The organism is Buttiauxella sp. A111 (genome assembly GCF_014189855.1).
In the GTDB taxonomy this organism is placed as follows: domain Bacteria; phylum Pseudomonadota; class Gammaproteobacteria; order Enterobacterales; family Enterobacteriaceae; genus Buttiauxella; species Buttiauxella selenatireducens.
In genome coordinates this window covers 556,708-576,886 of record NZ_BJFN01000001.1, presented here as the reverse complement: position 1 = coordinate 576,886, position 20,179 = coordinate 556,708, and the positions used below count along the sequence as shown (strand labels likewise).

The 20,179-nt window shown below is 50.0% G+C and carries 19 protein-coding genes; 13 read left to right on the top strand and 6 right to left on the bottom strand.

Going from position 1 to position 20,179, the window contains the following annotated elements; all coding sequences use genetic code 11:
• Positions 1 to 59 precede the first annotated feature (59 nt).
• Positions 60 to 698, top strand: a complete 639-nt coding sequence (locus BSPA111_RS02590) for an RpiB/LacA/LacB family sugar-phosphate isomerase (protein WP_183269642.1) — start codon at positions 60 to 62, stop codon at positions 696 to 698.
• Positions 699 to 762: 64 nt separating this feature from the next.
• Here the strand turns inward: BSPA111_RS02590 and BSPA111_RS02585 are convergent, their stop codons facing one another.
• Together BSPA111_RS02585 and BSPA111_RS02580 are read right to left on the bottom strand one after the other, a co-directional pair.
• Positions 763 to 990: a hypothetical protein gene (locus BSPA111_RS02585; protein WP_183269641.1), complete on the bottom strand. Its 228-nt coding sequence runs from the start codon at positions 988 to 990 to the stop codon at positions 763 to 765.
• A gap of 82 nt (positions 991 to 1,072) precedes the next feature.
• Entirely contained in the window at positions 1,073 to 2,491 is a 1,419-nt protein-coding gene (locus tag BSPA111_RS02580; RefSeq protein WP_183269640.1) for an MFS transporter, read from the bottom strand.
• Positions 2,492 to 2,707: 216 nt separating this feature from the next.
• Between BSPA111_RS02580 and azuC the strand changes: the two genes are divergently transcribed.
• The 6 genes from azuC (at position 2,708) to BSPA111_RS02550 (ending at position 8,405) form a co-directional block, all read left to right on the top strand.
• Positions 2,708 to 2,791 (top strand): stress response protein AzuC, encoded by an 84-nt coding sequence (azuC, locus tag BSPA111_RS02575; RefSeq protein WP_115628089.1) that lies wholly within the window; start codon positions 2,708 to 2,710, stop codon positions 2,789 to 2,791.
• Between the two features lie 201 nt (positions 2,792 to 2,992).
• On the top strand, positions 2,993 to 4,588 hold the full coding sequence (locus BSPA111_RS02570) for an ABC transporter substrate-binding protein (RefSeq protein ID WP_183269639.1): 1,596 nt from the start codon (positions 2,993 to 2,995) through the stop codon (positions 4,586 to 4,588).
• A 61-nt stretch (positions 4,589 to 4,649) separates the two neighbouring features.
• Complete coding sequence (locus BSPA111_RS02565) at positions 4,650 to 5,603, top strand: ABC transporter permease (RefSeq protein ID WP_183269638.1); 954 nt, start codon at positions 4,650 to 4,652, stop codon at positions 5,601 to 5,603.
• Between the two features lie 4 nt (positions 5,604 to 5,607).
• Positions 5,608 to 6,453: an ABC transporter permease gene (locus BSPA111_RS02560; RefSeq protein ID WP_183269637.1), complete on the top strand. Its 846-nt coding sequence runs from the start codon at positions 5,608 to 5,610 to the stop codon at positions 6,451 to 6,453.
• Complete coding sequence (locus BSPA111_RS02555) at positions 6,446 to 7,441, top strand: ABC transporter ATP-binding protein (RefSeq protein WP_183270272.1); 996 nt, start codon at positions 6,446 to 6,448, stop codon at positions 7,439 to 7,441. Before BSPA111_RS02560 ends, BSPA111_RS02555 begins: the two co-directional genes overlap by 8 nt.
• Positions 7,428 to 8,405, top strand: a complete 978-nt coding sequence (locus BSPA111_RS02550; RefSeq protein ID WP_183269636.1) for an ABC transporter ATP-binding protein — start codon at positions 7,428 to 7,430, stop codon at positions 8,403 to 8,405. Before BSPA111_RS02555 ends, BSPA111_RS02550 begins: the two co-directional genes overlap by 14 nt.
• 13 nt (positions 8,406 to 8,418) lie before the next feature.
• Here the strand turns inward: BSPA111_RS02550 and BSPA111_RS02545 are convergent, their stop codons facing one another.
• On the bottom strand, positions 8,419 to 8,991 hold the full coding sequence (locus BSPA111_RS02545) for a sugar O-acetyltransferase (protein WP_183269635.1): 573 nt from the start codon (positions 8,989 to 8,991) through the stop codon (positions 8,419 to 8,421).
• 98 nt (positions 8,992 to 9,089) lie between these two features.
• Between BSPA111_RS02545 and BSPA111_RS02540 the strand changes: the two genes are divergently transcribed.
• Complete coding sequence (locus BSPA111_RS02540; protein ID WP_064559159.1) at positions 9,090 to 9,341, top strand: DUF2766 family protein; 252 nt, start codon at positions 9,090 to 9,092, stop codon at positions 9,339 to 9,341.
• Positions 9,342 to 9,384: 43 nt separating this feature from the next.
• Here BSPA111_RS02540 and BSPA111_RS02535 read toward each other — a convergent pair whose 3' ends face one another.
• From BSPA111_RS02535 to BSPA111_RS02525, 3 genes are all read right to left on the bottom strand, one after another.
• A complete protein-coding gene (locus tag BSPA111_RS02535; RefSeq protein ID WP_183269634.1) occupies positions 9,385 to 10,728 on the bottom strand; it encodes an anaerobic C4-dicarboxylate transporter in 1,344 nt (447 codons plus the stop codon).
• Positions 10,729 to 10,876: 148 nt separating this feature from the next.
• Positions 10,877 to 12,895 (bottom strand): heparinase II/III family protein, encoded by a 2,019-nt coding sequence (locus BSPA111_RS02530; RefSeq protein ID WP_183269633.1) that lies wholly within the window; start codon positions 12,893 to 12,895, stop codon positions 10,877 to 10,879.
• 11 nt (positions 12,896 to 12,906) lie between these two features.
• Positions 12,907 to 14,130, bottom strand: coding sequence for an alginate lyase family protein (locus BSPA111_RS02525; RefSeq protein ID WP_373925623.1), 1,224 nt, complete (start codon positions 14,128 to 14,130; stop codon positions 12,907 to 12,909).
• Between the two features lie 563 nt (positions 14,131 to 14,693).
• Between BSPA111_RS02525 and BSPA111_RS02520 the strand changes: the two genes are divergently transcribed.
• From BSPA111_RS02520 to BSPA111_RS02500, 5 genes are all read left to right on the top strand, one after another.
• On the top strand, positions 14,694 to 15,986 hold the full coding sequence (locus BSPA111_RS02520; protein WP_183269631.1) for a sugar ABC transporter substrate-binding protein: 1,293 nt from the start codon (positions 14,694 to 14,696) through the stop codon (positions 15,984 to 15,986).
• Positions 15,987 to 16,173: 187 nt separating this feature from the next.
• On the top strand, positions 16,174 to 17,052 hold the full coding sequence (locus tag BSPA111_RS02515; protein WP_183269630.1) for a carbohydrate ABC transporter permease: 879 nt from the start codon (positions 16,174 to 16,176) through the stop codon (positions 17,050 to 17,052).
• A 10-nt stretch (positions 17,053 to 17,062) separates the two neighbouring features.
• Positions 17,063 to 17,902: a carbohydrate ABC transporter permease gene (locus BSPA111_RS02510; protein WP_064545771.1), complete on the top strand. Its 840-nt coding sequence runs from the start codon at positions 17,063 to 17,065 to the stop codon at positions 17,900 to 17,902.
• Positions 17,903 to 17,912: 10 nt separating this feature from the next.
• Positions 17,913 to 19,001 carry an ABC transporter ATP-binding protein gene (locus BSPA111_RS02505; RefSeq protein ID WP_183269629.1) on the top strand — a complete coding sequence of 363 codons (1,089 nt, stop codon included), beginning with the start codon at positions 17,913 to 17,915 and terminating at the stop codon, positions 18,999 to 19,001.
• A 10-nt stretch (positions 19,002 to 19,011) separates the two neighbouring features.
• Positions 19,012 to 20,148: an alginate lyase family protein gene (locus BSPA111_RS02500; protein ID WP_183269628.1), complete on the top strand. Its 1,137-nt coding sequence runs from the start codon at positions 19,012 to 19,014 to the stop codon at positions 20,146 to 20,148.
• Positions 20,149 to 20,179 lie beyond the last annotated feature (31 nt).

The window sequence follows — 20,179 nt, the reverse complement described above, 5'->3', positions numbered from 1 at the left end:
TTACTGCAGACCTAAGCTTTTCACCGCGGGAAATCCCGTGACCCAATCAGGAGACGGAAATGAAAATAGCACTGATGATGGAAAACAGTCAGGCTGGCAAAAACGCAATCATTCTTAATGAGTTGCAAGCGGTTGCTGCTGAGAAAGAGTACCCGGTTTACAACGTCGGTATGAGCGATGAGCAGGATCACCACCTGACCTACATCCACCTCGGTATTATGGCGAGCATTCTGTTGAATTCTAAAGCCGTTGATTTCGTTGTGACCGGTTGTGGCACAGGCCAGGGTGCAATGATGTCCCTGAACATCCACCCGGGTGTGGTTTGCGGATACTGCCTGGATCCAGCTGATGCTTTCCTGTTCTCCCAAATCAACAACGGAAACGCGCTGTCACTGGCATTCGCTAAAGGCTTCGGCTGGGGTGCAGAGCTGAACGTACGTTACATGTTTGAAAAAGCATTCACTGGCCGTAAAGGCGAAGGCTACCCAATCGAGCGTAAAGAGCCACAGGTTCGTAACGCGGGTATTCTGAATCAGGTTAAAGCTGCGGTGGTAAAAGAAAACTATCTGGACACCCTGCGTTCTATCGATCCTGAGCTGGTGAAAACGGCTGTGACGGGTGAGCGTTTCCAGAAGTGCTTCTTCGAAAACTGCCAGAACAAAGAAATTGAAGCGTTCGTTCGCGAAATTCTTGCCTGATAGTATTTAATCGCAAATAAAGATGGTCAGCCTTTGCTGACCATCTTTATTTGCGTCAAATCGCTTAATCCACGGCGTGCTGCGTCTGACGTGCAGCGTCAAGATGCTGCGCATCCCAGTGTTGATGGTTGATATCCGCCTGCGGCGCTTCCGGCCATCGCTGTTGAATGCCACCGTGCAGGCTCGGTTTATGTAGCGTAGGGAAGTTTAACGAGGGTGAATGTTCGGCGGGTTCAGCGGCTTTTGCCTGAAAACTGATTAGCGCCAGAACCAGCATTACTCTAAACGTCATATGTTTCATCACGACCTCAACGACACCCGATCACTCGCGTTAAGTATAATTGAGACCTGAAGAAACCTGTTGGCAGACCGCATTATTGCTTTTTGGACACACTGCTCCCGGCGTTATGCGGCAGTCGCAGTAAATCAATCAGCCCGAGCAGGCAAATCAATGTAATCATCACAAACGATATTTTGATCGACATCCCTGGAATCGACGCGACATCGAACCACTGGCTTATTTTCTCTCCAAGGCGAATCCCAATCGCGCCCAGCGTAATTCCCAACCCAACAGACAGCTGTGTCGCGGTGCTAAAGAGCGTATTGGCGTAGCTCATTTGTGAGGATGGCACATCTGAAAAGGCGAGGGTGCTGATGCCGGTAAATTGCATTGAGCGGAACATCCCGCCAAAAAACAGGATGGCTATCGTCAACCAGACAGCAGTATGCGGAGTGAGAAATGCGCAGGCCAACAGAGCCGCGACATTGAGCAGACCGTTTAAAATCAGCAGTTTTTTGAAGCCTAACGCTCGAATCAGCGACGTGGTGGCGGGCTTCATGGCAAGGTTTCCGGCAAATACCGCTAAAACCAGCATGCCCGAATGAAAAGCATCCATACCGAAACCGACCTGGAACAGCAGTGGCAATAAAAAGGGTACCGCGCTGATAGAGGTGCGGAAAAGCGATCCCCCGTACATTGTCACGCCAAAGGTTTGTACCTTTAAAGCCTCAAGTCGAATCATCGGATGTTGGGCATGTTTAAAATGCCAGAGTGAAAACCATAACGATGCGGCGCCTAATAGCAGCAGCCCCAATGTTGGCAGGAGATTAACCTGCGATTGCCCAAGCATTTCCAGACCGTAGACCAGGCTAATCATCGCCACGGCGGTACCGGTAAATCCGATACCATCAAACGGACGGCGTTCGTCATCATGAATATCAGGAATCAAACGCCACGCCAGCGCCATTGCAATCAGTCCAAGCGGCAGGTTGATATAAAAAATCCAACGCCACGACGCATAACTGGTGATGAAACCACCCAGCGGAGGGCCAATTATCGGCGCAACCAGTGCAGGCCAGGTCAGCGTGGCGATAGCGGTGATCAGTAAATGTTTAGGCGTGGTTCGTAACACAGCCAGTCGCCCGACGGGCACCATCAGCGCACCGCCAACCCCTTGCAAGATGCGCATTGCGACAAACTGTTCCAGCGTATTGGCAATCCCGCACAGCACGGAGGCAAAGGTAAAGATCCCGAGAGCGAGGGTAAAGACTTTGCGTGCGCCAAAACGGTCGGCAATCCAACCGCTTGCCGGGATCAACACGGCCAGAGTCAGCAAATAAGCACTCATACCAATATTCAGATCAACGGCATCGACACCAAACGTTTTTGCCATTTCCGGCAGAGCGGTAGCAATAACCGTCCCATCGAGAAATTCCATAAAAAATGCGCCAGCAACCAACAACGCCATGCCAGAAATGCCACGTTTTGGTGTCTGAGAAGGGGAGTTTTCCATGAATGAAACTCAGAATTAAAATAATGTTTTAAAAATTAATTTAGCCAATTAACCAGTTAAGTATTGGATTTGCAAGCCATTTCATGTGACGAACTTGTAAAGTCCACACGAAAAATGTGTGATGCGCGTCACATATCTATTGATTTATGTGACGAATGTCATATTATGAGCCCCATAAAGAGCAACACCTGTAAAAAGAAAAAACTGGAGCACACAATGAAAATGCGCAAAATCCTGAAAAGCATGTTTGAGCAGTACTGCAAAACCTTTAAAGATGTACCGCCAGCTGGCATGTTCTGATCTGCCTGACTGAAGAAAAACCTGCTACGGCAGGTTTTTTTATGCCTGAAATTTGAATTTTTACCCTCTATATTCCCTTATATATCGACAATTTATGCTTTAGCACTTTTTCGCATATCGTTATGCGTTTTACACTTATTTACATTGTGGGTAAGGGTGGTGCACTATGCGGGCTCTATTTGAGATGGAGTCCGTGATTAAATGCGTAAACCCCTGTTGTTATCTGCGCTGTTTGCTTCTTTGGCCCTGGCTCTTTCAGGCTGTGATGATGCGAAAACTGAAACTGCGGCAAGTCCTGCCCCGGCAAAACAAGCTTCCCAGGATGGCGGCAATTTGATTGTTGGTATTACCAGTGGTGATCCGTTAGCGATGAACCCGCTGTATGCCAGTGACCGTACTACGCTGACGATTATGCAAGCGCTGTATGCTCCGCTGTATAGCTTCAATGGCGACAAAATCGAATGGGGCCTGGCAGAAAGCCTGACACCGTCTGATGACAACCTCTCATACCTTCTTAAACTTAAACCAAATCTGAAATGGCAGGATGGCAAAGCCATCACCGCTGACGACGTGGTGTTTACCTTCAACAAATTGCTCGATGAGAAACAGCACAGCTTCTTCCGCAGTATGTTCGTGTATGGCGGCAAGCCGATTCAGGTCAGCAAAATTGATGACCAAACGGTGAAATTCACGTTGCCACAGGTGAGCGCTGCGTTTGTCGGGACGCTGGTACAGATTTACCCGATCCCACAGCATGTGTTTGCTGATGAAAATGGTGACATGGAAAAGAGCACCAAAAACGATGCGCCAGTCGGTTCGGGTCCGTTCAAATTTAAAGAATATCGTGCCGGGCAGTATTACGCGCTGACACGTTTTGATGACTACTGGAACGGTAAACCGAAGCTGGATGCCGTCACCTACCGTTTTGCGAAAGACAGCAACTCCGCAAACCTTGCGCTACAAAACGGCGAAATCAACATGAAGATGGTTGATCCGCAAGATGTCACGCGCCTGAAATCGAGCGGTAAATTCGACTTCGTTATTTATCCGGAAGGCCGTCTGGCGTATATGACGTTCAACCAGAACATCGATAGCATGAAGAACAAAACGCTGCGCCAGGCTATTGCCTATGCCATCAATAAAGATGAGCTGGTTCAGGCGGCATTCTCTTCGCTGGATTACGCGCAACCTGCCGCGTCTATTTTGACGCCAGATACGCTATATCAAACCAACGAGGTTGAAACCTATAAATTCGATGTGGAAAAAGCGAAAGCGTTGCTTAAAGAGTCTGGTGCTCCAGCCAATCTGAAGTTACGTCTTGCCTATATCAACAGCAACAAAACCCAGGAAAGCATGGGGCTGTATATTCAGCAACAGCTGAAAAACGTGGGAATTGCGGTTGAATTGATGCCTCTGGATGCTAACGCGATGTCACAGCGTAGCCTGGATATGAAAAACATCGCTTATGAACTGAGCCTTGGCGGTTACATCATGGGTATGGAGCCTGACGGTTATAAGTCGTTGTATATGAGCAACGAAGCTTATAACTACGCGCACTACAAAAACCCAGCGTTCGATGCGTTGTGGAATCAAGGCGCGACCGAAACAGATAAAACCAAACGTGCTGATATTTATAAGCAAATTCAGCAGACGGTGGCAAACGACATGGCATGGTATCCGATTGCTTACACCAACGCCGTGGTTGCTGTAGATAAACATTTTGCCGGGACGCAAGAAGCCGAACCTAAGCCGGTTTATATGTTCCAGGATCTGTCAAAAATCTATCAACAACAGTAACAAGCACTTACCCCCAGCACTAAGCTGGGGGTTTTATTTTGGGGAAAACCTGGAAAGCAGTATGAACAATGTGTTAGTACGACGCCTGGCGCAACTTGTGCCGATGCTGTTCTTCATCTCTCTGGTGTCGTTTTTGCTGGTCAAACTGGCACCCGGCGATCCGGTGCAGGCCTATATCACACCCCGTATGAGCCCTGAGGATATTGAACGTATCCGTCACAGTCTTGGACTTGATAAACCCATGTTTATGCAATACCTGTTGTGGCTGAAAAACGTGCTGCAAGGGGATTTGGGATATTCACTGATCTATCACCGCCCGGTATTAACCATGATTGCTGAACGTATTCCGGCAACGCTTGGGCTAATGGGGGCATCGCTGGTTCTGGCAATAGTGTTAGCCCTACCACTGGGTTTGCTGGCCGGGGCTTTCAAACATCGTTGGCTGGATAACTTCCTGAACATGTTTGCCTACATCGGTATTTCAGTGCCGATTTTCTGGTTTGGTATCCTGCTTATCACGGTGTTTTCTGTGCAGCTCAACTGGCTGCCGAGTATGGGGATGCGCTCCATTGGCGTGGAGGATTCCTGGCTGGATGTGATTCGCCATGGGATTTTGCCGTGTATCGCGCTGACTTTTTACAACCTCTCAAGTTATGTGCGTTACATCCGCTCCAACACCATTACGCAATTGTCAGCGGATTATGTGCAAACGCAGTTGGCATACGGCGCCACTCGCCGCTCCATCTTATTCCGCCATGTTCTCAAAAACGTGCTGCTGCCGGTTATTACGCTGTTTGGTCTGTCGTTTGGCGAACTGGTGGTCGGCGCGTATGTCACCGAAAGTGTCTTTTCCTGGCCGGGAATGGGCCTGCTTGGGATCCAGTCGATAACCTCACTGGATTACCCGTTGATCATGGCGATGATCATGCTTTCTTCACTGATGCTTATCATCGGTAATTTATTGGCAGACATGCTGTATCGCGTGGCAGATCCGCGTATTAAGGCATTGAGGTAAGACGATGAGTAGACGTTGGCAACAAGTTAAACATGGCCTGAAACGTAATCGTCCAGCTCAATTCTCATTACTGGTCCTGATCGTTTTCAGCATTGCGGCATTACTGGCAGCACTGAGTCCTTTTGATCCTAACCAGATGTCGCTGACCGCAAGATTACTGCCTCCGGGTGTGACGCACTGGTTTGGCACCGATGACTACGGGCGCGACTATTTCACCCGTGCCTTATACGGTGGCCAGATCTCTTTGATGGTCGGTTTCCTTTCCATGTTATTTTCAACGCTGATTGGCACCCTGGTGGGTACGGTTAGCGGCTATTTTGGTGGCCGCGTCGACAACATCATGATGCGTGTCGTCGATATTTTGCTGTCGATTCCGGCGTTCTTCTTATTGCTGGTACTCAACGCCTACCTGAAGCCAGGAATTGCCAATATCATCTTGATTATCAGCGCATTGACGTGGATGAACATGTCTCGTCTGGTACGGGCGGAAACCTTGTCGGTCAAAGAGCGTGAATATGTGGTGTACGCGCGCGCTTGCGGTGAACACCCGTTCATCATCATTGCACGCCATATTATCCCGAATATCTTGCCGACCATTATGGTGGCCGCGACGCTGAATATAGCCTCGGCGATCCTGATGGAATCGACACTCAGCTTCCTCGGACTTGGCGTACAACAGCCGAATGCGTCGTGGGGCAGTATGCTGAACAACGCACAATCTTTCATTGGCGAAGCCACCTGGCTTGCCATGTTCCCTGGGGTTCTGATTTTGCTGACGGTACTGAGTTTTAACGTTCTGGGCGATGTGTTGCGTACCGCCTTTGAGCCGGGGGCTAACCGTGATGAATAACTTACTGGAACTCGACAACCTGCAAACGTCCTTCTTCACCCGTGAAGGGGAAGTGAAGGCGGTGCGTGGCGTGAGCTTTGCGGTAAAACGCGGTGAAGTGGTGGGGATCGTCGGTGAATCTGGCTGTGGTAAAAGTGTCACCTGTAAGTCGGTGCTCAAACTTCTGGGCAGCAATGGCAAAGTGGTGGGGGGACATGTCCATTTTAAGGGTGAAGATTTAGCCCGTAAAACACTGGAACAGATGCGTCATATTCGTGGCAATGATATTGCGATGATCTTCCAGGATCCGATGACTGCGCTCAATCCGGTGCTGACAATTGGCAAACAGATGAGTGAGATTCTGATTCGTAATCAGAATCTCAGCAAAAAAGCGGCGAAAGAAAAGGCCATTGCCATGCTGCAACAGGTGGGTATTGGCAACGCGGAAATCCGTTATAACCAGTACCCGCATGAATTCAGCGGCGGTATGCGCCAGCGCGTGATGATTGCGATTGCGCTCTCATGCCATCCCGCGTTGTTGATTGCCGATGAGCCAACCACCGCGCTGGATGTCACCATTCAGGCGCAAATTTTACGTCTGTTAAAACAACTGCAACAGCAAACCGATACCGCCATTATGTTGATCACTCATGACCTGGGCGTAGTGGCACAGGTCTGTTCACGAGTGGTCGTGATGTACGGTGGGCTGGTGATGGAGCAGGGCAGTGTGGAAGATATTTTCTACAGACCCGCTCACCCTTATACCCGTGGCTTGCTGGCGTCCCTGCCTCGTCCGGGCGAAACCGGGGCGCGTTTATCGCCTATCGAAGGTTCGCCACCCGGCTTACTGAATCCACCGCCGGGTTGCCCGTTTGCTGAGCGTTGTCCGCAGCGCATGGCGCGTTGCAGTACGCTGCCGCCAATGTATGAAACGGGAGAGGAACACCAGGCTATGTGCTGGTTATGGGACCCTGAGGTGAACGCGGAGGTGAACAATGCAGGACGTTAAGCCATTAGTTCGGGTCAACGGGCTACGCAAGTATTACCAGAGTCAGCAGGGTTGGTTTAACAAAACGCCACCGGTAAAAGCGGTGGACGGTGTGAGTTTTGATATCTATCCCGGTGAGACTTACGGGCTGGTGGGTGAATCAGGGTGCGGTAAATCGACATTAGGGCGCAGCGTGCTTCGTTTGTTTGATATTACTGACGGTGAAATTGAGTTTGCCGGCCAGAACATTGCCAACATGAGCGATAAGCAACTCAAGCCGTTGCGCCGCCGCATGCAGGCCATTTTCCAGGATCCGTACTCGTCACTTAACCCTGGTATGACGGTCGCGCAACTCATTGCCGAGCCGATGAAAATCCATGGATATGGCAAAGAGCAACGCACGGCGCGCACGCTGGAACTGCTGGAGAAAGTGGGGTTAAAAGCTGAGCATTTGAATCGTTTTCCCCATGAGTTCAGCGGCGGCCAGCGCCAGCGAATCAGCATTGCTCGCGCCTTGTCGGTCAACCCGGAGTTTGTTTTGTGCGATGAACCGCTGTCGGCGCTGGACGTTTCCGTGCAGGCGCAGGTGGTGAATATTTTGCAGGATTTACAGCAGGCGTTAGGGCTGACGTACCTGTTTATCGCCCATGACCTCTCTATGGTTCGCCATATTTCTGACCGGATTGGCGTGATGTATCTGGGCGCACTCGTCGAAGAAGCGCCGGCTGAAACGTTGTATACCGAACCGGCACATCCCTACACGCGTGCGCTACTGGCATCTATACCGGTGGCTGACCCGCATGTGCAAATGCTGGATCAGGGGGGCATTAAAGGGGAGTTACCCGGGGCTATCAGCGACTGGCAGGGGTGTAAATTCTGCAACCGCTGCCCAAGAGCGATGGACAAATGCCAGAGCCAATCACCGATGATGCGGGAGATTGCGCCAGGCCATCGTGTAGCTTGTTGGCTATTCAACGAATCGTAAACACAGCGGGGGCTTATTCAAGCTCCCGCACCACTTTACAAGGCTGCCCCATCGCCAACACGCCCGCCGGGATATCTTTGCTGACAATACTGCCCGCCGCGATGGTGGTGTTATCACCAATAGTCACCCCTGGCAAAATAACCACGTTGCCACCAATCCAGACATTGCTGCCGACCACAATCGGTTTGGCGCAGGTCAAAAATGGATAATCGGGATTTCCAGTCAGTCGCTCTTTTGCTGATAACGGATGAACCGGCGTGTAGAACTGTACATTTGGCCCCACCAGGGTGTTATCGCCAATGGTTATGGTATTGCAGTCGAGGAACACCACATTGGTGTTGATAAAGCAGTTGCGACCAATCGTGACGTGTTTGCCGTAATCACACCAAAACGGTAGCTCAATCCAACTTTCATCGCCAAAACCGCCCAGCATTTCGCGTAAAAGCGCCAGTTTGCTCTCCGCGTCGTGGGAATCGAGTTGCGCCAGTTTTTTAGTGATTGCGCGTGCGTTGTGGTACATCCCGAGTAGCTCAGGGTCGCGAGTGTTGTAGTTCAGACCCGCCAGTAATTTTTCATGTTCAGTCATTGTTGTGCCCTTATTTTTCCTGACAGCATTCTATTATTTATACCGTTTCAGCGTACAGATATGTACTATGACGCCCATTGCGAAACAGGAGAGAAATAATGTCTGAACAATTATCTGCCGACCAGGAATTAGTATCCGATGTGGTGGCGTGCCAGTTAGTGATAAAGCAAATTCTGGATGTCATTGATGTGATTGCACCCGTTGAAGTGCGTGAAAAAATGGCGAATCAGTTGAAGACCATTGATTTCGCCACGCATCCGGCAGCGGCAGATCCTGTGACCCGCCGCGCGATTCAAAAAGCGATTTCGTTGATTGAGCTGAAGTTTACGCCGCAGGGCGAAGCGCATTAACTTCTGTACGTGAATCGCCCTTTGTTAAAAGGGCGATTCACCGTCAAAAGAAGGTCATTACCAACAAATAACTCGCCGCACACGCACAACTCACACCGATCAAACCTGGCAAAATAAAACTGTGGTTAATGATGAATTTGCCTATTTTTGTGGTGCCGGAACGGTCGAAACCGATGCACGCCAAATCACTTGGATAAGTCGGCAAAACGAAGTAACCGTAGGATGCCGGGAAGAAGGCAATCAGCATTTTCGGCTCAACGCCCAGCATCAAGCCCATCGGAGCGACGGCCGTTAACGCCGAAGCCTGGCTGTTCACCAATTTCGAAACCAAAAACAGCACAATGGCATAAGTCCATGGATGGCTTTTCACCACGCCTTCCAGCGCCATTTTTAGTTCTTCAAGATGGGCCTGGAAAAAGGTATCGCTCATCCACGCGACACCAAATACCGAGAAAATCGCCACCATTCCGGCTTTAAACACCGCACCGTTGGAGATGGCCGAAGCATTCACTTTACACACGATGAGCATCACGGCACCCGCAATCAACATCATCATCTGGATAACCAGATTCATTGATAACGGTTTTAACGAACCTTTGATATCGAAAGCCGGGCGCAGCGCCGGAATCGCCCCTAACAACACCACGACCAGAATGCCGGCAAAGAAGATCCACGTTGACCAGTAGGCTTGCTTGGGGAAAACCTGGTTCATCAGGGTTTCGCTGCCGCCGTAGATAAATTCACGCTGTTTTGGATCTTTGAGTCTTTCCTGAAACTCCACGTCATCTTGCAAATCCTTGCCACGACGCAAACTCCACAGCGCCGCAATCAGCACTCCAAACAAGGAGGCGGGCACGGAAACGCAGAGAATATCTAGGATGCCCCACGCGTGGCCAATACCGTGGTTTGCCGCCAGAATCGAAATCAGCGAAACCACCGCCACTGAGACGGGAGAAGCGGTAATCGCCATTTGCGAGGCAATTGATGCCACCGCCATCGGGCGTTCCGGACGAATACCTTTCTTCAGTGCGATATCGGCAATGATTGGGAACATGGTGTACACCACATGGCCTGTGCCGCACAGGAAAGTCAGCATCCAGGTGGTGAAGGGGGCAAGCAGAGTGATGTGCTGAGGGTGTTTGCGCAGCAGACGCTCGGCAAACTGCATCATGACATTCAGGCCACCTGCAGTTTGCAAGGTGGCGGCACAACCAATCACCGCAAGAATGGTCAGCATCACATCAACGGGCGGTTTTCCTGGCTCAAGACCAAAGATAAAGGTGAGAATAAACAGCCCAATCCCACTGATCAGGCCAAGCCCCATCCCGCCAAAGCGTGTGCCGACTAACAGGCATAAAATAATAACAATGAATTCAATAGTTATCATGGTCGTCCCCTAAAATTACACATGCCATTAGCATTACAGAATGTAGGGATAACCATTGAGACGCAGATCTTGTTTGTTTAAATTCAATAAAAACAGTTGGTTAGTAACAATATATTAACACTCCGCCTATAACCGGCGGAGTGTTCTCTCATAACGGCAGATGGGAATGCTGAAGACGAGGAAGGGCCGTGAAGTCATTTGTCACATCGACGACTAACACCTCTTCACCACGTTTTAGCAAAATACGCATACCCCCGTTGTCCGGCGTAACCTGCATATCGGTGATAGGTTGCTGGTTATCAAAATCCCAAACGCTGACGAACTCCGGTTGAAGGTCATGGCTGCGTAACACCAGATAACTTAACTCCCCAATGGCAGGGTTATCCGGCGCGTTTCCCTGCCACAACTCGGCCTGACCATAAAGCCATAATGCTTGCCCGTTAGGGTGGGTGGCAAAGTGGCGAGGCTGACTGCTCGTTAACGATGCACAATGCGCGTCATTCATCATCGTCAGTGGGCCGTGGGCACTAAACTGACCTGGCTCCCCCTCAACATCCAGCGCTTTCCCCTGAAGATGAAGCGTCCAGTCAACTTGTTGGCAATGCGGATTTTGCACACTGCTGATATCAATTAATGCGTTATCCAGCCATAACAAACGGCGGCGAAAACGCACGTCACGCCACGCTTCGCTGTCCCACTGTACGCGAGTGTGGCTGTCGAGTTCAGGCGGCGTTTGTCGCCAGTCGACTTCTGTATCCAGCCAGCAGAACGCCTCGCTTGCGTGATACTGATGCACCACGGGTAGCGCAGGGGGCTGGTTGGTTTGATTGACTGTAATGGTGTTATGGGTGGCGCTGTTTTTGTAATACGCATAATGCATTGGCGCACCGTAACCGGTGGTGCCAAGATCCGGCAGGATCTCTTGTCCATCATTAAACAGTAGAATATTCAGGCGGTCATAATGGTCATGCTCACCGCCGAAAGGCGTGTGTTTAATCAATAACGCACGTTGCTTTTCTGCGTTACGCCACAGGGTCAGGCCACAATCAGGGGCATGAAGATGGCAGACTGGAATGAGCTCAGGAACCGTCTCTGGCAGTGGAGTCGTGTAAAGAAAAGCATCGAGATTCGGTTGTGGGTGCTGCGCATTGATAACCTTGAGCGCGGCGGCATACTGCTCATCACGATAGTAATGCCATGCAAATTGATAAAGATGGCTGTGGTCTAATTTTTCCTGGCCGTAGATACAATCATTGATACGTGGAAAGGTACCGTCAGGCATCAAAAGAGTCAGTGGGAAACTGAGCATTTTTTTATAGTAAGGTTTGTCCAGCAAACTCCAGCGTGTACCGATGGCCAGCTTTTCGAAGGCGAGAAAGCCTTGTAGCGCGTAGAAATGATAATGAATAGACCCCTCGAACCACAGCCCTTCGTCGAATAAACCCTGCTCAAGCTGATAGCGCAGCCCGTAAGGTTGATTGACCGCGAATTCGACTAACGCATCGTCCTCCAGCACCAGACCCAAAACCCCCACCGAGCTGCCGATTTTCACTTCATGGTTATGTAATTGGGCTGTGCGATGGGCCATCAAAAACTGCGCACCTTCGCGCAATAATCGCGTCGTAATCGTGTTGCGCTGCTCGACGGTAAGCGCCTCAGCGATGCAATCATAGCCGAGGGCGAAATCCAGCATGCAGTTCGCTTCGCACAGCGTCTGGGCATTCATTTTCCCCGGCCCATTGTACGGAATACCGCCGTGAATTTCGTAATCCGGATAGAATTCGGCATAGCGCAGCAGCAGTTCACGGACTTTATCCAGATAGACCTGCTCACCGGTAAGTTGCCACAATAAACCCAGCTGGTGGCAGGCTTTGGCATTCAGGCCGTTGAGCTCACGCCACCACGCGCCATCAAAGGGCTCGCCGCTAAACTGTTGCCCATCGACCGGGCAACAATGGGCGGTCGGGGAGTTGCGATCCCACACCAGCCTGACGCCGTGCTCAGGGCAAAAATAATAGAGATTCCAGGTTGCCCGCGCAGTTTCCGGCACGAGTACGGGGTTGTTGAGAACCACACTGTTATCGGCAATCAACTGTTCAATGATCTCGGGTTGAGCGCTAACGCGTTGCTGAAGAAGAATAAGTTGTTGCGTGGTGAACTGCTTCATCGCTCGATCCTTCATCCCTGGCTATGTGGTTTTAACGGGGTAATCAGATGTGAAATATCATCGGGATATTTCGCCATTAGCCACGCGGCTTTTTCAGAAAACACTTTGTCGTCAGGCCAGGCCCGTACGGCACTGACCATGTTGATCAGGGCTTTTTTATCGTCCATTTTATCAATATCCTTCCAGGGCCATGATTCATTGCCATTGATGTAGTGTGCAATGTAGTGATAACCCTTGCGCAAACTATGGTCATCAAGGGAGAAATTCCACACATCAACCCCAGCAACTTCCCCCAAACGCCCCAGTTTGTTGTAAGCCTCAAGATGGAAATTGCTGTAATGCCACGGTCGCGTGCGCTCAATTTCCGCCATCTGGCGGCCTTCCTTATCAAAGTGGGAAGGAATACGTCGCAGTTGGGTTATTTGCAGTCGCTTTTTTGCCGCTGCCGTATCGCCGCTAAACAGGGCAAAGGACGCTGCTTGTAAATCAAAATAAGTGCCGTGATTGTTGTGCCAGTTATCTTCTTCAAATCCGTTTTGGCTGGTGGTCATCCAATGGTAAAAATCGCCATACCACTGTTTTATCTTCTGATAATCTTCATCGCTTATCACATTCGCCGGGCGTAATAATTCAACCGCATCAATCACTTCTACCAGGGCTCGACTGTCAATCAGACCGATTCCCCGCCCATCGTTGATACCAGGAATCGCCTGCGCATACTGCAAATTAGGATTCATGCGCGTTTCTGGCTTCACAAACCAGTTCAATAACTGATCGCGTGCTTTTTCAGCGTAGGCGGGTTTTTGCGTAAATTGCCATGCCAACGCCAGTGTCCACACATCATTACTCATGCTGACTAAGCGTTTTTTGTCTGTGGCATCACTGTTGGCATCGGGATTGGTTTCTCCGTCTTTACGCAGATATGGCAGCCCATCTTTTTTCGTCGGGTCAGGCCACCAGTAGGGCGGGAAGCTGTAGTAATCATGCTTATCGCCACTGGCGGCGATCAGCGTTTTATCCATCACCGAATACAGCGGTTTATTCAGTGCTTTATCCGCGACAGCAATGAGTTTGTGATACGCGCCAACAAACTGTGGGTTTTGTGCGTTCACTTGCTGTTGGCTATAGCGCAAATCTTCGAGCTTAATTTGCAATGGATGTGCATCGGCGGCGTATAGCGGCGAGGCGGTTAGTGCACCCACCACAGCCAGCGAAAGCAATGACAGGCAAGACAATAAATGAGTCTTTTTCTGGCGCATATTCTCTACGTCCATCAGTAGGTTGAAAAAATTATCCCGGAGCGAAAAGCATCCATCGCATGGGGTCGCTGCGATATATTTAAACGCTCACTGATATTATTAATTTTTCGTTAAATATGAGATTTGAAATAATGTTTCGAATGTTGAGTGCGCAGTGTAAGAGACGGATTTAAAATTTATGTGATTCATATCAAATTAATGCCGCCAATGTGAAAATACCTCTAAAAATGTATTCCATGTCACATAAAATAGCGTTTTTAAACTTTTATTGATTATGTGTGATTATTGTTTAAGTTTATAACACATTGATTTTGTTAAAAATTTAAAAATGCATTTTTTCTACATTACTTATGAGCGTGATTTGCAGCATACTTTTTGATTATGAAATACCATTTCTTTTTTTTGCTGTTGTTTTTGAGTTAGGTGTTCTGTTTAATTGCTGGACGTTTTTTTTCATTTCAGAAATAACGTGCTTCACTCCATTAAGCTATTAATTGAATCTCTTAATTGAACCTCTTAAATAAGGAAGTGAAAAATAAATGTTTCCTACAAAATTAAAATCTCTATTGCTGATTTCAACTCTTGGTTTAGGTGCCACGCAAACATTTGCGGCTGAAACCCTGAATGTCTGGATCCGTGCCAGTAACGACTCCAAAAATATTTACAAACAAGAGGCTGAAACGTTTGAGAAAAAAACCGGGATTAAAATTGAGTACTTTAATGCCACTACCGACTTCGAACAGCGCCTCGCCAGGGCTGCGGCAGGCAACGCACTGCCTGACCTCATCTTTAACGATGCAGTCGCGATTGGGCAATTTATCCAACTAGGTATCGCGGAAGAAATTGACCCGAAAGCCATTGCCGGAGGTGAAAACCTTTATCCAACCGCGTGGGAAAGTACCCGTTACACCGACGGTAAATTCTATGGGGTTCCGACGTCAGCTCAAACCTTTGCACTGTTCGTGCGTAAAGACTGGCGCGAAAAATTAGGCTTACCTGCGCCAAAAACCTGGAGCGACGTCGAAACGTTAGCCAAAGCCTTTACGACTCAAGACCCTGATGGCAATGGCAAAAACGACACTTACGGCTTTTTACTGCCGGGTGCCACCACACGCGGTTACGCCAGCTGGTTTATGAGTGCATTCCTGTGGCAGGCCGGCGGTGATTTTATCCGCGAAGGGGCGAAAGGGACGTTTAAAGCGTCACTCGACGAACCTGCCGCTCGCGAAGCGTTGAAATTTATGCGCGGCATGTTGTGCGAAAAAGTCGTCCAGCCGGGTGCCATTAACGCCACCACCGCCGACATCATTCCGTCCTTCCGTTCCGGGCAAACGGGAATGTTTTTCACCGGCCCTTATCACATCGCGCTATTTGATAAAGATCCTGGCAAAGACAAGTTCGAAGTGGTGACGCTAACGGGGCCGAAAGGCAGCGCGACGCTTGCTGAAGGGACTACGGCGTTCATGATGAAAAGCAGCAAAAACAAAGAGGCGGCTCGCAAATTCATTGAATTTATGATTTCCCAGGAAGGGCAAGAAATTGGTATGGGCAAAGGCAGCAAACATATGCCTGTTGTGCGCTTACCTGTAAACAAAATGGTTGATACGCAAGCGGTCTATAACGATGAACGCTGGGCAACTTTCAGCAAACTTTACGCCGAACAGGGCCGCTATGTGCCGCAAGTTCCAAACTGGACACCAATTCGCCAGATAACCGCCGATGGTTTCAATAGCATTCTGGCTGACTGCAACAGCGATATTGCCGCCGAACTCAAAACCACCAACGAAAAGGTCAACGCTGAGTTGGCTAAACAGCAGGTGCTGGCGAAGTAATCCCGATCCGTCCCTTTCTCCCTTGAGAAGGGTAAAGAATGCATACCCAAAATAATTCGAGTTGCAGGAAGGCGGCAAGAGAAAGAGTCCCGATGAGCTTACTTGAGTAAGTGATTCGGGCGATTGAGCGCAGCCAACGCACATGCAGCTTGAAGTATGACGGGTATAAACAAGAGCGAAAACAACGATGTTAACCTCCCGCCAGAAACGAAACCTGGTGCCGTGGATATTTCTTGCTCCGGCGCTAGTCATTTTCACCTGGTTTAAATTCATCCCGATGCTGCAAGGGCTGGTGATGAGTTTTTACAAAGTGAACTTCAATCAACCTGACGAATGGGTTGGGTTTGCCAACTTTGCCCGCGCGTTTGCAGATGTTGAACTGCATTCGGCCGTTTTCAACACCTTTCTTTATGTGGTGGTGACCATGGTGGTTGGGGCCATTCTGGCATTCTTCCTGGCTATGTTGCTTGAAGGACCCGCCCGCCATTTGCGTTTCATCCGTACCGCGATTTTCTTACCGGCTGTGACCAGTGCGGCCATCGTCGCCGAAATGTGGCGCATCCTGTTTAACCCTACGCCTAATGGTGTAGTGAACCATATCCTGAGCTGGTTCGGTGTTGCAGACCAGGGGTTCCTCGCCAGTGCCGATCAGTCACTTTGGGTGATCATGTTGCTGCATATCTGGAAAGCGGTGCCGTACAACATGGTTATCTTTATTGCCGGTCTGGCGGGGATTAGCCGTGATTTGTACGACGCCTCAAATGTGGATGGCGCGAACTGGTGGAACCGCCTGCGTTACGTCACGTTGCCTGGCATGATCCCGGCCATTTCTGTGGTGTTGATGCTTTCGTTCATTCGCGGTTTCCGCGTATTTGCTGAAGTGTATGCCACGACAGGTGGTGGGCCATCCGGTGCCACTGAAATGATCATGACCCATATCTACAAACTCGGTTTTGAACAATTTGACTACGGCTATGCTTCGGCGGTGTCGTTCCTGTTATTCGCCTTCACGGTGGTGCTGACAATCTGTCACCTCACGTTGAAAAAGCGCATTGCCCGCTATTAAGGAGCAGCCCATGTTAGGTAAACGTTGGGATACGGTAGGCCGCTGGATGATTTATGGCTTGCTGTTAATTGTATTTGTTGGACCGTTCTGGGGCATTGTCGCCACGGCATTCAGCGGTGCACCGGTTAAACCAGGCGAGCTCCTGGCATGGCCGAATGAGTTTTCAATGGAGAACTTTATTTTTGCCTGGCAGGACATCGGCGTTTGGCAATATTTGCTGAACTCGATGGTGGTGGTGTTCTTTGGCACCATTTTGCAGGTTGCCGTCAGTGCTCTTGCCGCCTACGCGCTGGCGCGCAAAAAATTCATCGGGGTGTCGTTGGTCAGCCTGGTCATTCTTTCGACCATGATGCTGCCGGAGGAAGTGATCGCCATTCCGTTGTACATGATCATCAACTGGCAACTGCCGCTGATTGATTCGTCACTCTACAACACCTATCTGGGCATGATTATGCCGGTGGTTGGCTGGGCGTTCTCCATTTTCGTATTAAGCGAATTTATGGCCGCGATCCCTAAGGAGCTGGAAGAAGCGGCACGAATTGATGGTGCGAATGAATGGCAGATTTTCTTCCACGTCATTTTACCGCTGGTCAAACCGGCCCTGGGAACCGTCGTGACGTTTGGCTTCATCATGATTTGGGACCAGTACCTGTTGCCGCTGATTGTGGTGAACCATGACAGCCTGAATACCATCCCGGTCATTCTTGGCCGCCTGCGTACTGACGAAAGTATTACGCCGAACATTTTTATTGCCATCACCTTACTGGCGATGTTGCCAAGCATCATTGTTTATCTCGGTCTGCAAAAACATTTCAATCGCGGGATTATGTCCGGCGCGGTCAAAGGATAAGGAGCGACAAATGGGTTCCGTAGTATTGAAAAATGTCTGTAAATCATATGGCGATGCGCATGTCATCAAAGATGTCTCGTTGACGATCCCAGACGGGGAGTTCTGTGTGTTGGTTGGCCCAAGTGGCTGCGGTAAATCAACACTGCTGCGCATGATTGCCGGACTTGAAGAGATAACGGGTGGGCAGGTTGCTATCAATGAGAAGGACGTGACTGACGTCGAGCCAAAGCTGCGCGATATCGCGATGGTATTCCAGAGTTATGCGCTCTATCCGCAGATGACCGTGCGCGAAAACATGGGCTTTGCACTCAAAATGGCGAAACTGCCGAAGGCGGAGATCAGCCAAAAAGTGGAGGGTGCCGCAGAACTGCTGGGATTAGGTGTGCTTCTGGATCGCTTACCGAAAGATCTTTCCGGCGGCCAGCGCCAGCGTGTGGCGATGGGGCGCGCCATCGTGCGTAATCCGCAAGTATTCTTGTTCGATGAACCGCTCTCTAACCTTGATGCAAAATTGCGTACTCAGGTGCGTGGGGAAATCCGTGAACTGCATCGTCGCCTGAAAACCACATCTGTCTACGTCACGCACGACCAAATCGAAGCGATGACCATGGGGCAGATGATTGTTGTGCTACGGGAAGGGCGCATTGAACAGGTGGGCAGCCCGCTGGAGTTGTATGACCGTCCCGCCAATTTGTTCGTGGCCGGGTTTATCGGCTCACCGGAAATCAATCAGCTCAAAGGTGAAGTGACGCTACATAACGGCGAGATGATGTTACGCCTCGCCGACGGCTCGTTATTAAGCTTGCCACCGGGCATACAGGTGAAGCCGCAGCAAAACGTGGTTTATGCGATTCGCCCAGAGCAGGTCAATGTAGTAAGTGAAACGGAACAGAGTGGGGCGCTAAAAGCGACTATCACCGCCATCGAAAATACCGGTTCTGATATGCAGTTGTTCTGTAACACAGGAGGCGGTTCATTCACCTCGGTGTTTAAACAGCGCTTAAATGTTAAGGAAGGCGAAACGGTATGGCTGCAACCCAGGGTGACCGGTATTCACATTTTTGATGCTAAAAGCGGGCAACGTATCGCGTGCCAGTAAGGAGCAATAAATGAAGTTGTATACTCTCGATGTGGCGTGTCTTGAAAATGCCCGCCGTGGCTTACAGCAGCCTTTTTCTCCTTTACAACTGGCGCTGGGGCAACTGGTCAGCGAGGCGGATAAACTCCGTGGCCAGCCCACAGAAAGCGTGGTGCATAAAAAATTGCGCCCGGTGAGTGGTGATCCGCATGATTACTACAGTCTGGGAACATACTGGTGGCCTAACCCGCGCAGGCCAAACGGCCTGCCCTATATTCGCCGCGACGGGCATACCAACCCGCAATGTCAAAATAACGATACCGACACCACGCGTATTATTCGCATGTGTGAACGTAGCCTGACATTAGGCCTTGCCTGGTATTTTACCGGTGAGCGTAAATATGCTCAGGCTGCGGCGGAACAAATCAAGTGCTGGTTCCTTGATGAACAGACGCGCATGAATCCGCACCTGAACTACGGTCAGGCCATTCCTGGCATTGTTTCTGGCCGTGGTACGGGGCTAATTGATACACGTCTGTTATGGATGGTGATTGATACGGTGGGTTTGATTAGCGCGGCAGGCGTACTGGACACCGACGACATTATCGGTTTGCACCAGTGGTTCAGGGACTTTAACCACTGGATGTATTACAGCGATGTCGGTCACTCTGAATATGTCTGGCATAACAACCACGGCACCTGGTATGACGCGCAGCGTGCGGCTAATGCCCTGTTTTATGGTGATAAAGGGCTGGTAGCGCGCATCATCCAGCAGGGGATAACGCAACGCATGGCGGCGCAAATCGACCAGGAAGGTAAACAGACCATGGAACTGGAACGCCCGGTGCCGTTCCACTATTCCTTGTTTAACCTCGAAGCGCATTTGTTGTTAAATCGCTACGCAGAACATGTCGAGTTCGATCGCTGGAATGCGGTGCAGGATGGCCGAAGTGTGAAACTCGGTATCGATTATCTGATGCCGTTTATCGCCGACCCAGATTTATGGCCATATAGCGATTTACAAGGCATTGTCTGGGATAGCGCTTTGCGTATTTTGTTGCAATCGATACGAGGGCTTCCAAAAGAGGCGACACGCTATAAAACGGTGCTGACCAGTTTCCCGGAAAATACCTTGAGTCTGCGTGAACAACTGATGTGGTGTGCGTGACACAACGCTTAAATAGAGGTCGGGCACGCCC

What these genes read in the sequence shown, in the direction of transcription:
- BSPA111_RS02590 (WP_183269642.1), top strand. Translation starts at nt 60, where the DNA reads ATGAAAATAGCACTGATGATGGAAAACAGTCAGGCTGGCAAAAACGCA.
- BSPA111_RS02585 (WP_183269641.1), bottom strand. Translation starts at nt 990, where the DNA reads ATGACGTTTAGAGTAATGCTGGTTCTGGCGCTAATCAGTTTTCAGGCA.
- BSPA111_RS02580 (WP_183269640.1), bottom strand. Translation starts at nt 2,491, where the DNA reads ATGGAAAACTCCCCTTCTCAGACACCAAAACGTGGCATTTCTGGCATG.
- azuC (WP_115628089.1), top strand. Translation starts at nt 2,708, where the DNA reads ATGAAAATGCGCAAAATCCTGAAAAGCATGTTTGAGCAGTACTGCAAA.
- BSPA111_RS02570 (WP_183269639.1), top strand. Translation starts at nt 2,993, where the DNA reads ATGCGTAAACCCCTGTTGTTATCTGCGCTGTTTGCTTCTTTGGCCCTG.
- BSPA111_RS02565 (WP_183269638.1), top strand. Translation starts at nt 4,650, where the DNA reads ATGAACAATGTGTTAGTACGACGCCTGGCGCAACTTGTGCCGATGCTG.
- BSPA111_RS02560 (WP_183269637.1), top strand. Translation starts at nt 5,608, where the DNA reads ATGAGTAGACGTTGGCAACAAGTTAAACATGGCCTGAAACGTAATCGT.
- BSPA111_RS02555 (WP_183270272.1), top strand. Translation starts at nt 6,446, where the DNA reads ATGAATAACTTACTGGAACTCGACAACCTGCAAACGTCCTTCTTCACC.
- BSPA111_RS02550 (WP_183269636.1), top strand. Translation starts at nt 7,428, where the DNA reads ATGCAGGACGTTAAGCCATTAGTTCGGGTCAACGGGCTACGCAAGTAT.
- BSPA111_RS02545 (WP_183269635.1), bottom strand. Translation starts at nt 8,991, where the DNA reads ATGACTGAACATGAAAAATTACTGGCGGGTCTGAACTACAACACTCGC.
- BSPA111_RS02540 (WP_064559159.1), top strand. Translation starts at nt 9,090, where the DNA reads ATGTCTGAACAATTATCTGCCGACCAGGAATTAGTATCCGATGTGGTG.
- BSPA111_RS02535 (WP_183269634.1), bottom strand. Translation starts at nt 10,728, where the DNA reads ATGATAACTATTGAATTCATTGTTATTATTTTATGCCTGTTAGTCGGC.
- BSPA111_RS02530 (WP_183269633.1), bottom strand. Translation starts at nt 12,895, where the DNA reads ATGAAGCAGTTCACCACGCAACAACTTATTCTTCTTCAGCAACGCGTT.
- BSPA111_RS02520 (WP_183269631.1), top strand. Translation starts at nt 14,694, where the DNA reads ATGTTTCCTACAAAATTAAAATCTCTATTGCTGATTTCAACTCTTGGT.
- BSPA111_RS02515 (WP_183269630.1), top strand. Translation starts at nt 16,174, where the DNA reads ATGTTAACCTCCCGCCAGAAACGAAACCTGGTGCCGTGGATATTTCTT.
- BSPA111_RS02510 (WP_064545771.1), top strand. Translation starts at nt 17,063, where the DNA reads ATGTTAGGTAAACGTTGGGATACGGTAGGCCGCTGGATGATTTATGGC.
- BSPA111_RS02505 (WP_183269629.1), top strand. Translation starts at nt 17,913, where the DNA reads ATGGGTTCCGTAGTATTGAAAAATGTCTGTAAATCATATGGCGATGCG.
- BSPA111_RS02500 (WP_183269628.1), top strand. Translation starts at nt 19,012, where the DNA reads ATGAAGTTGTATACTCTCGATGTGGCGTGTCTTGAAAATGCCCGCCGT.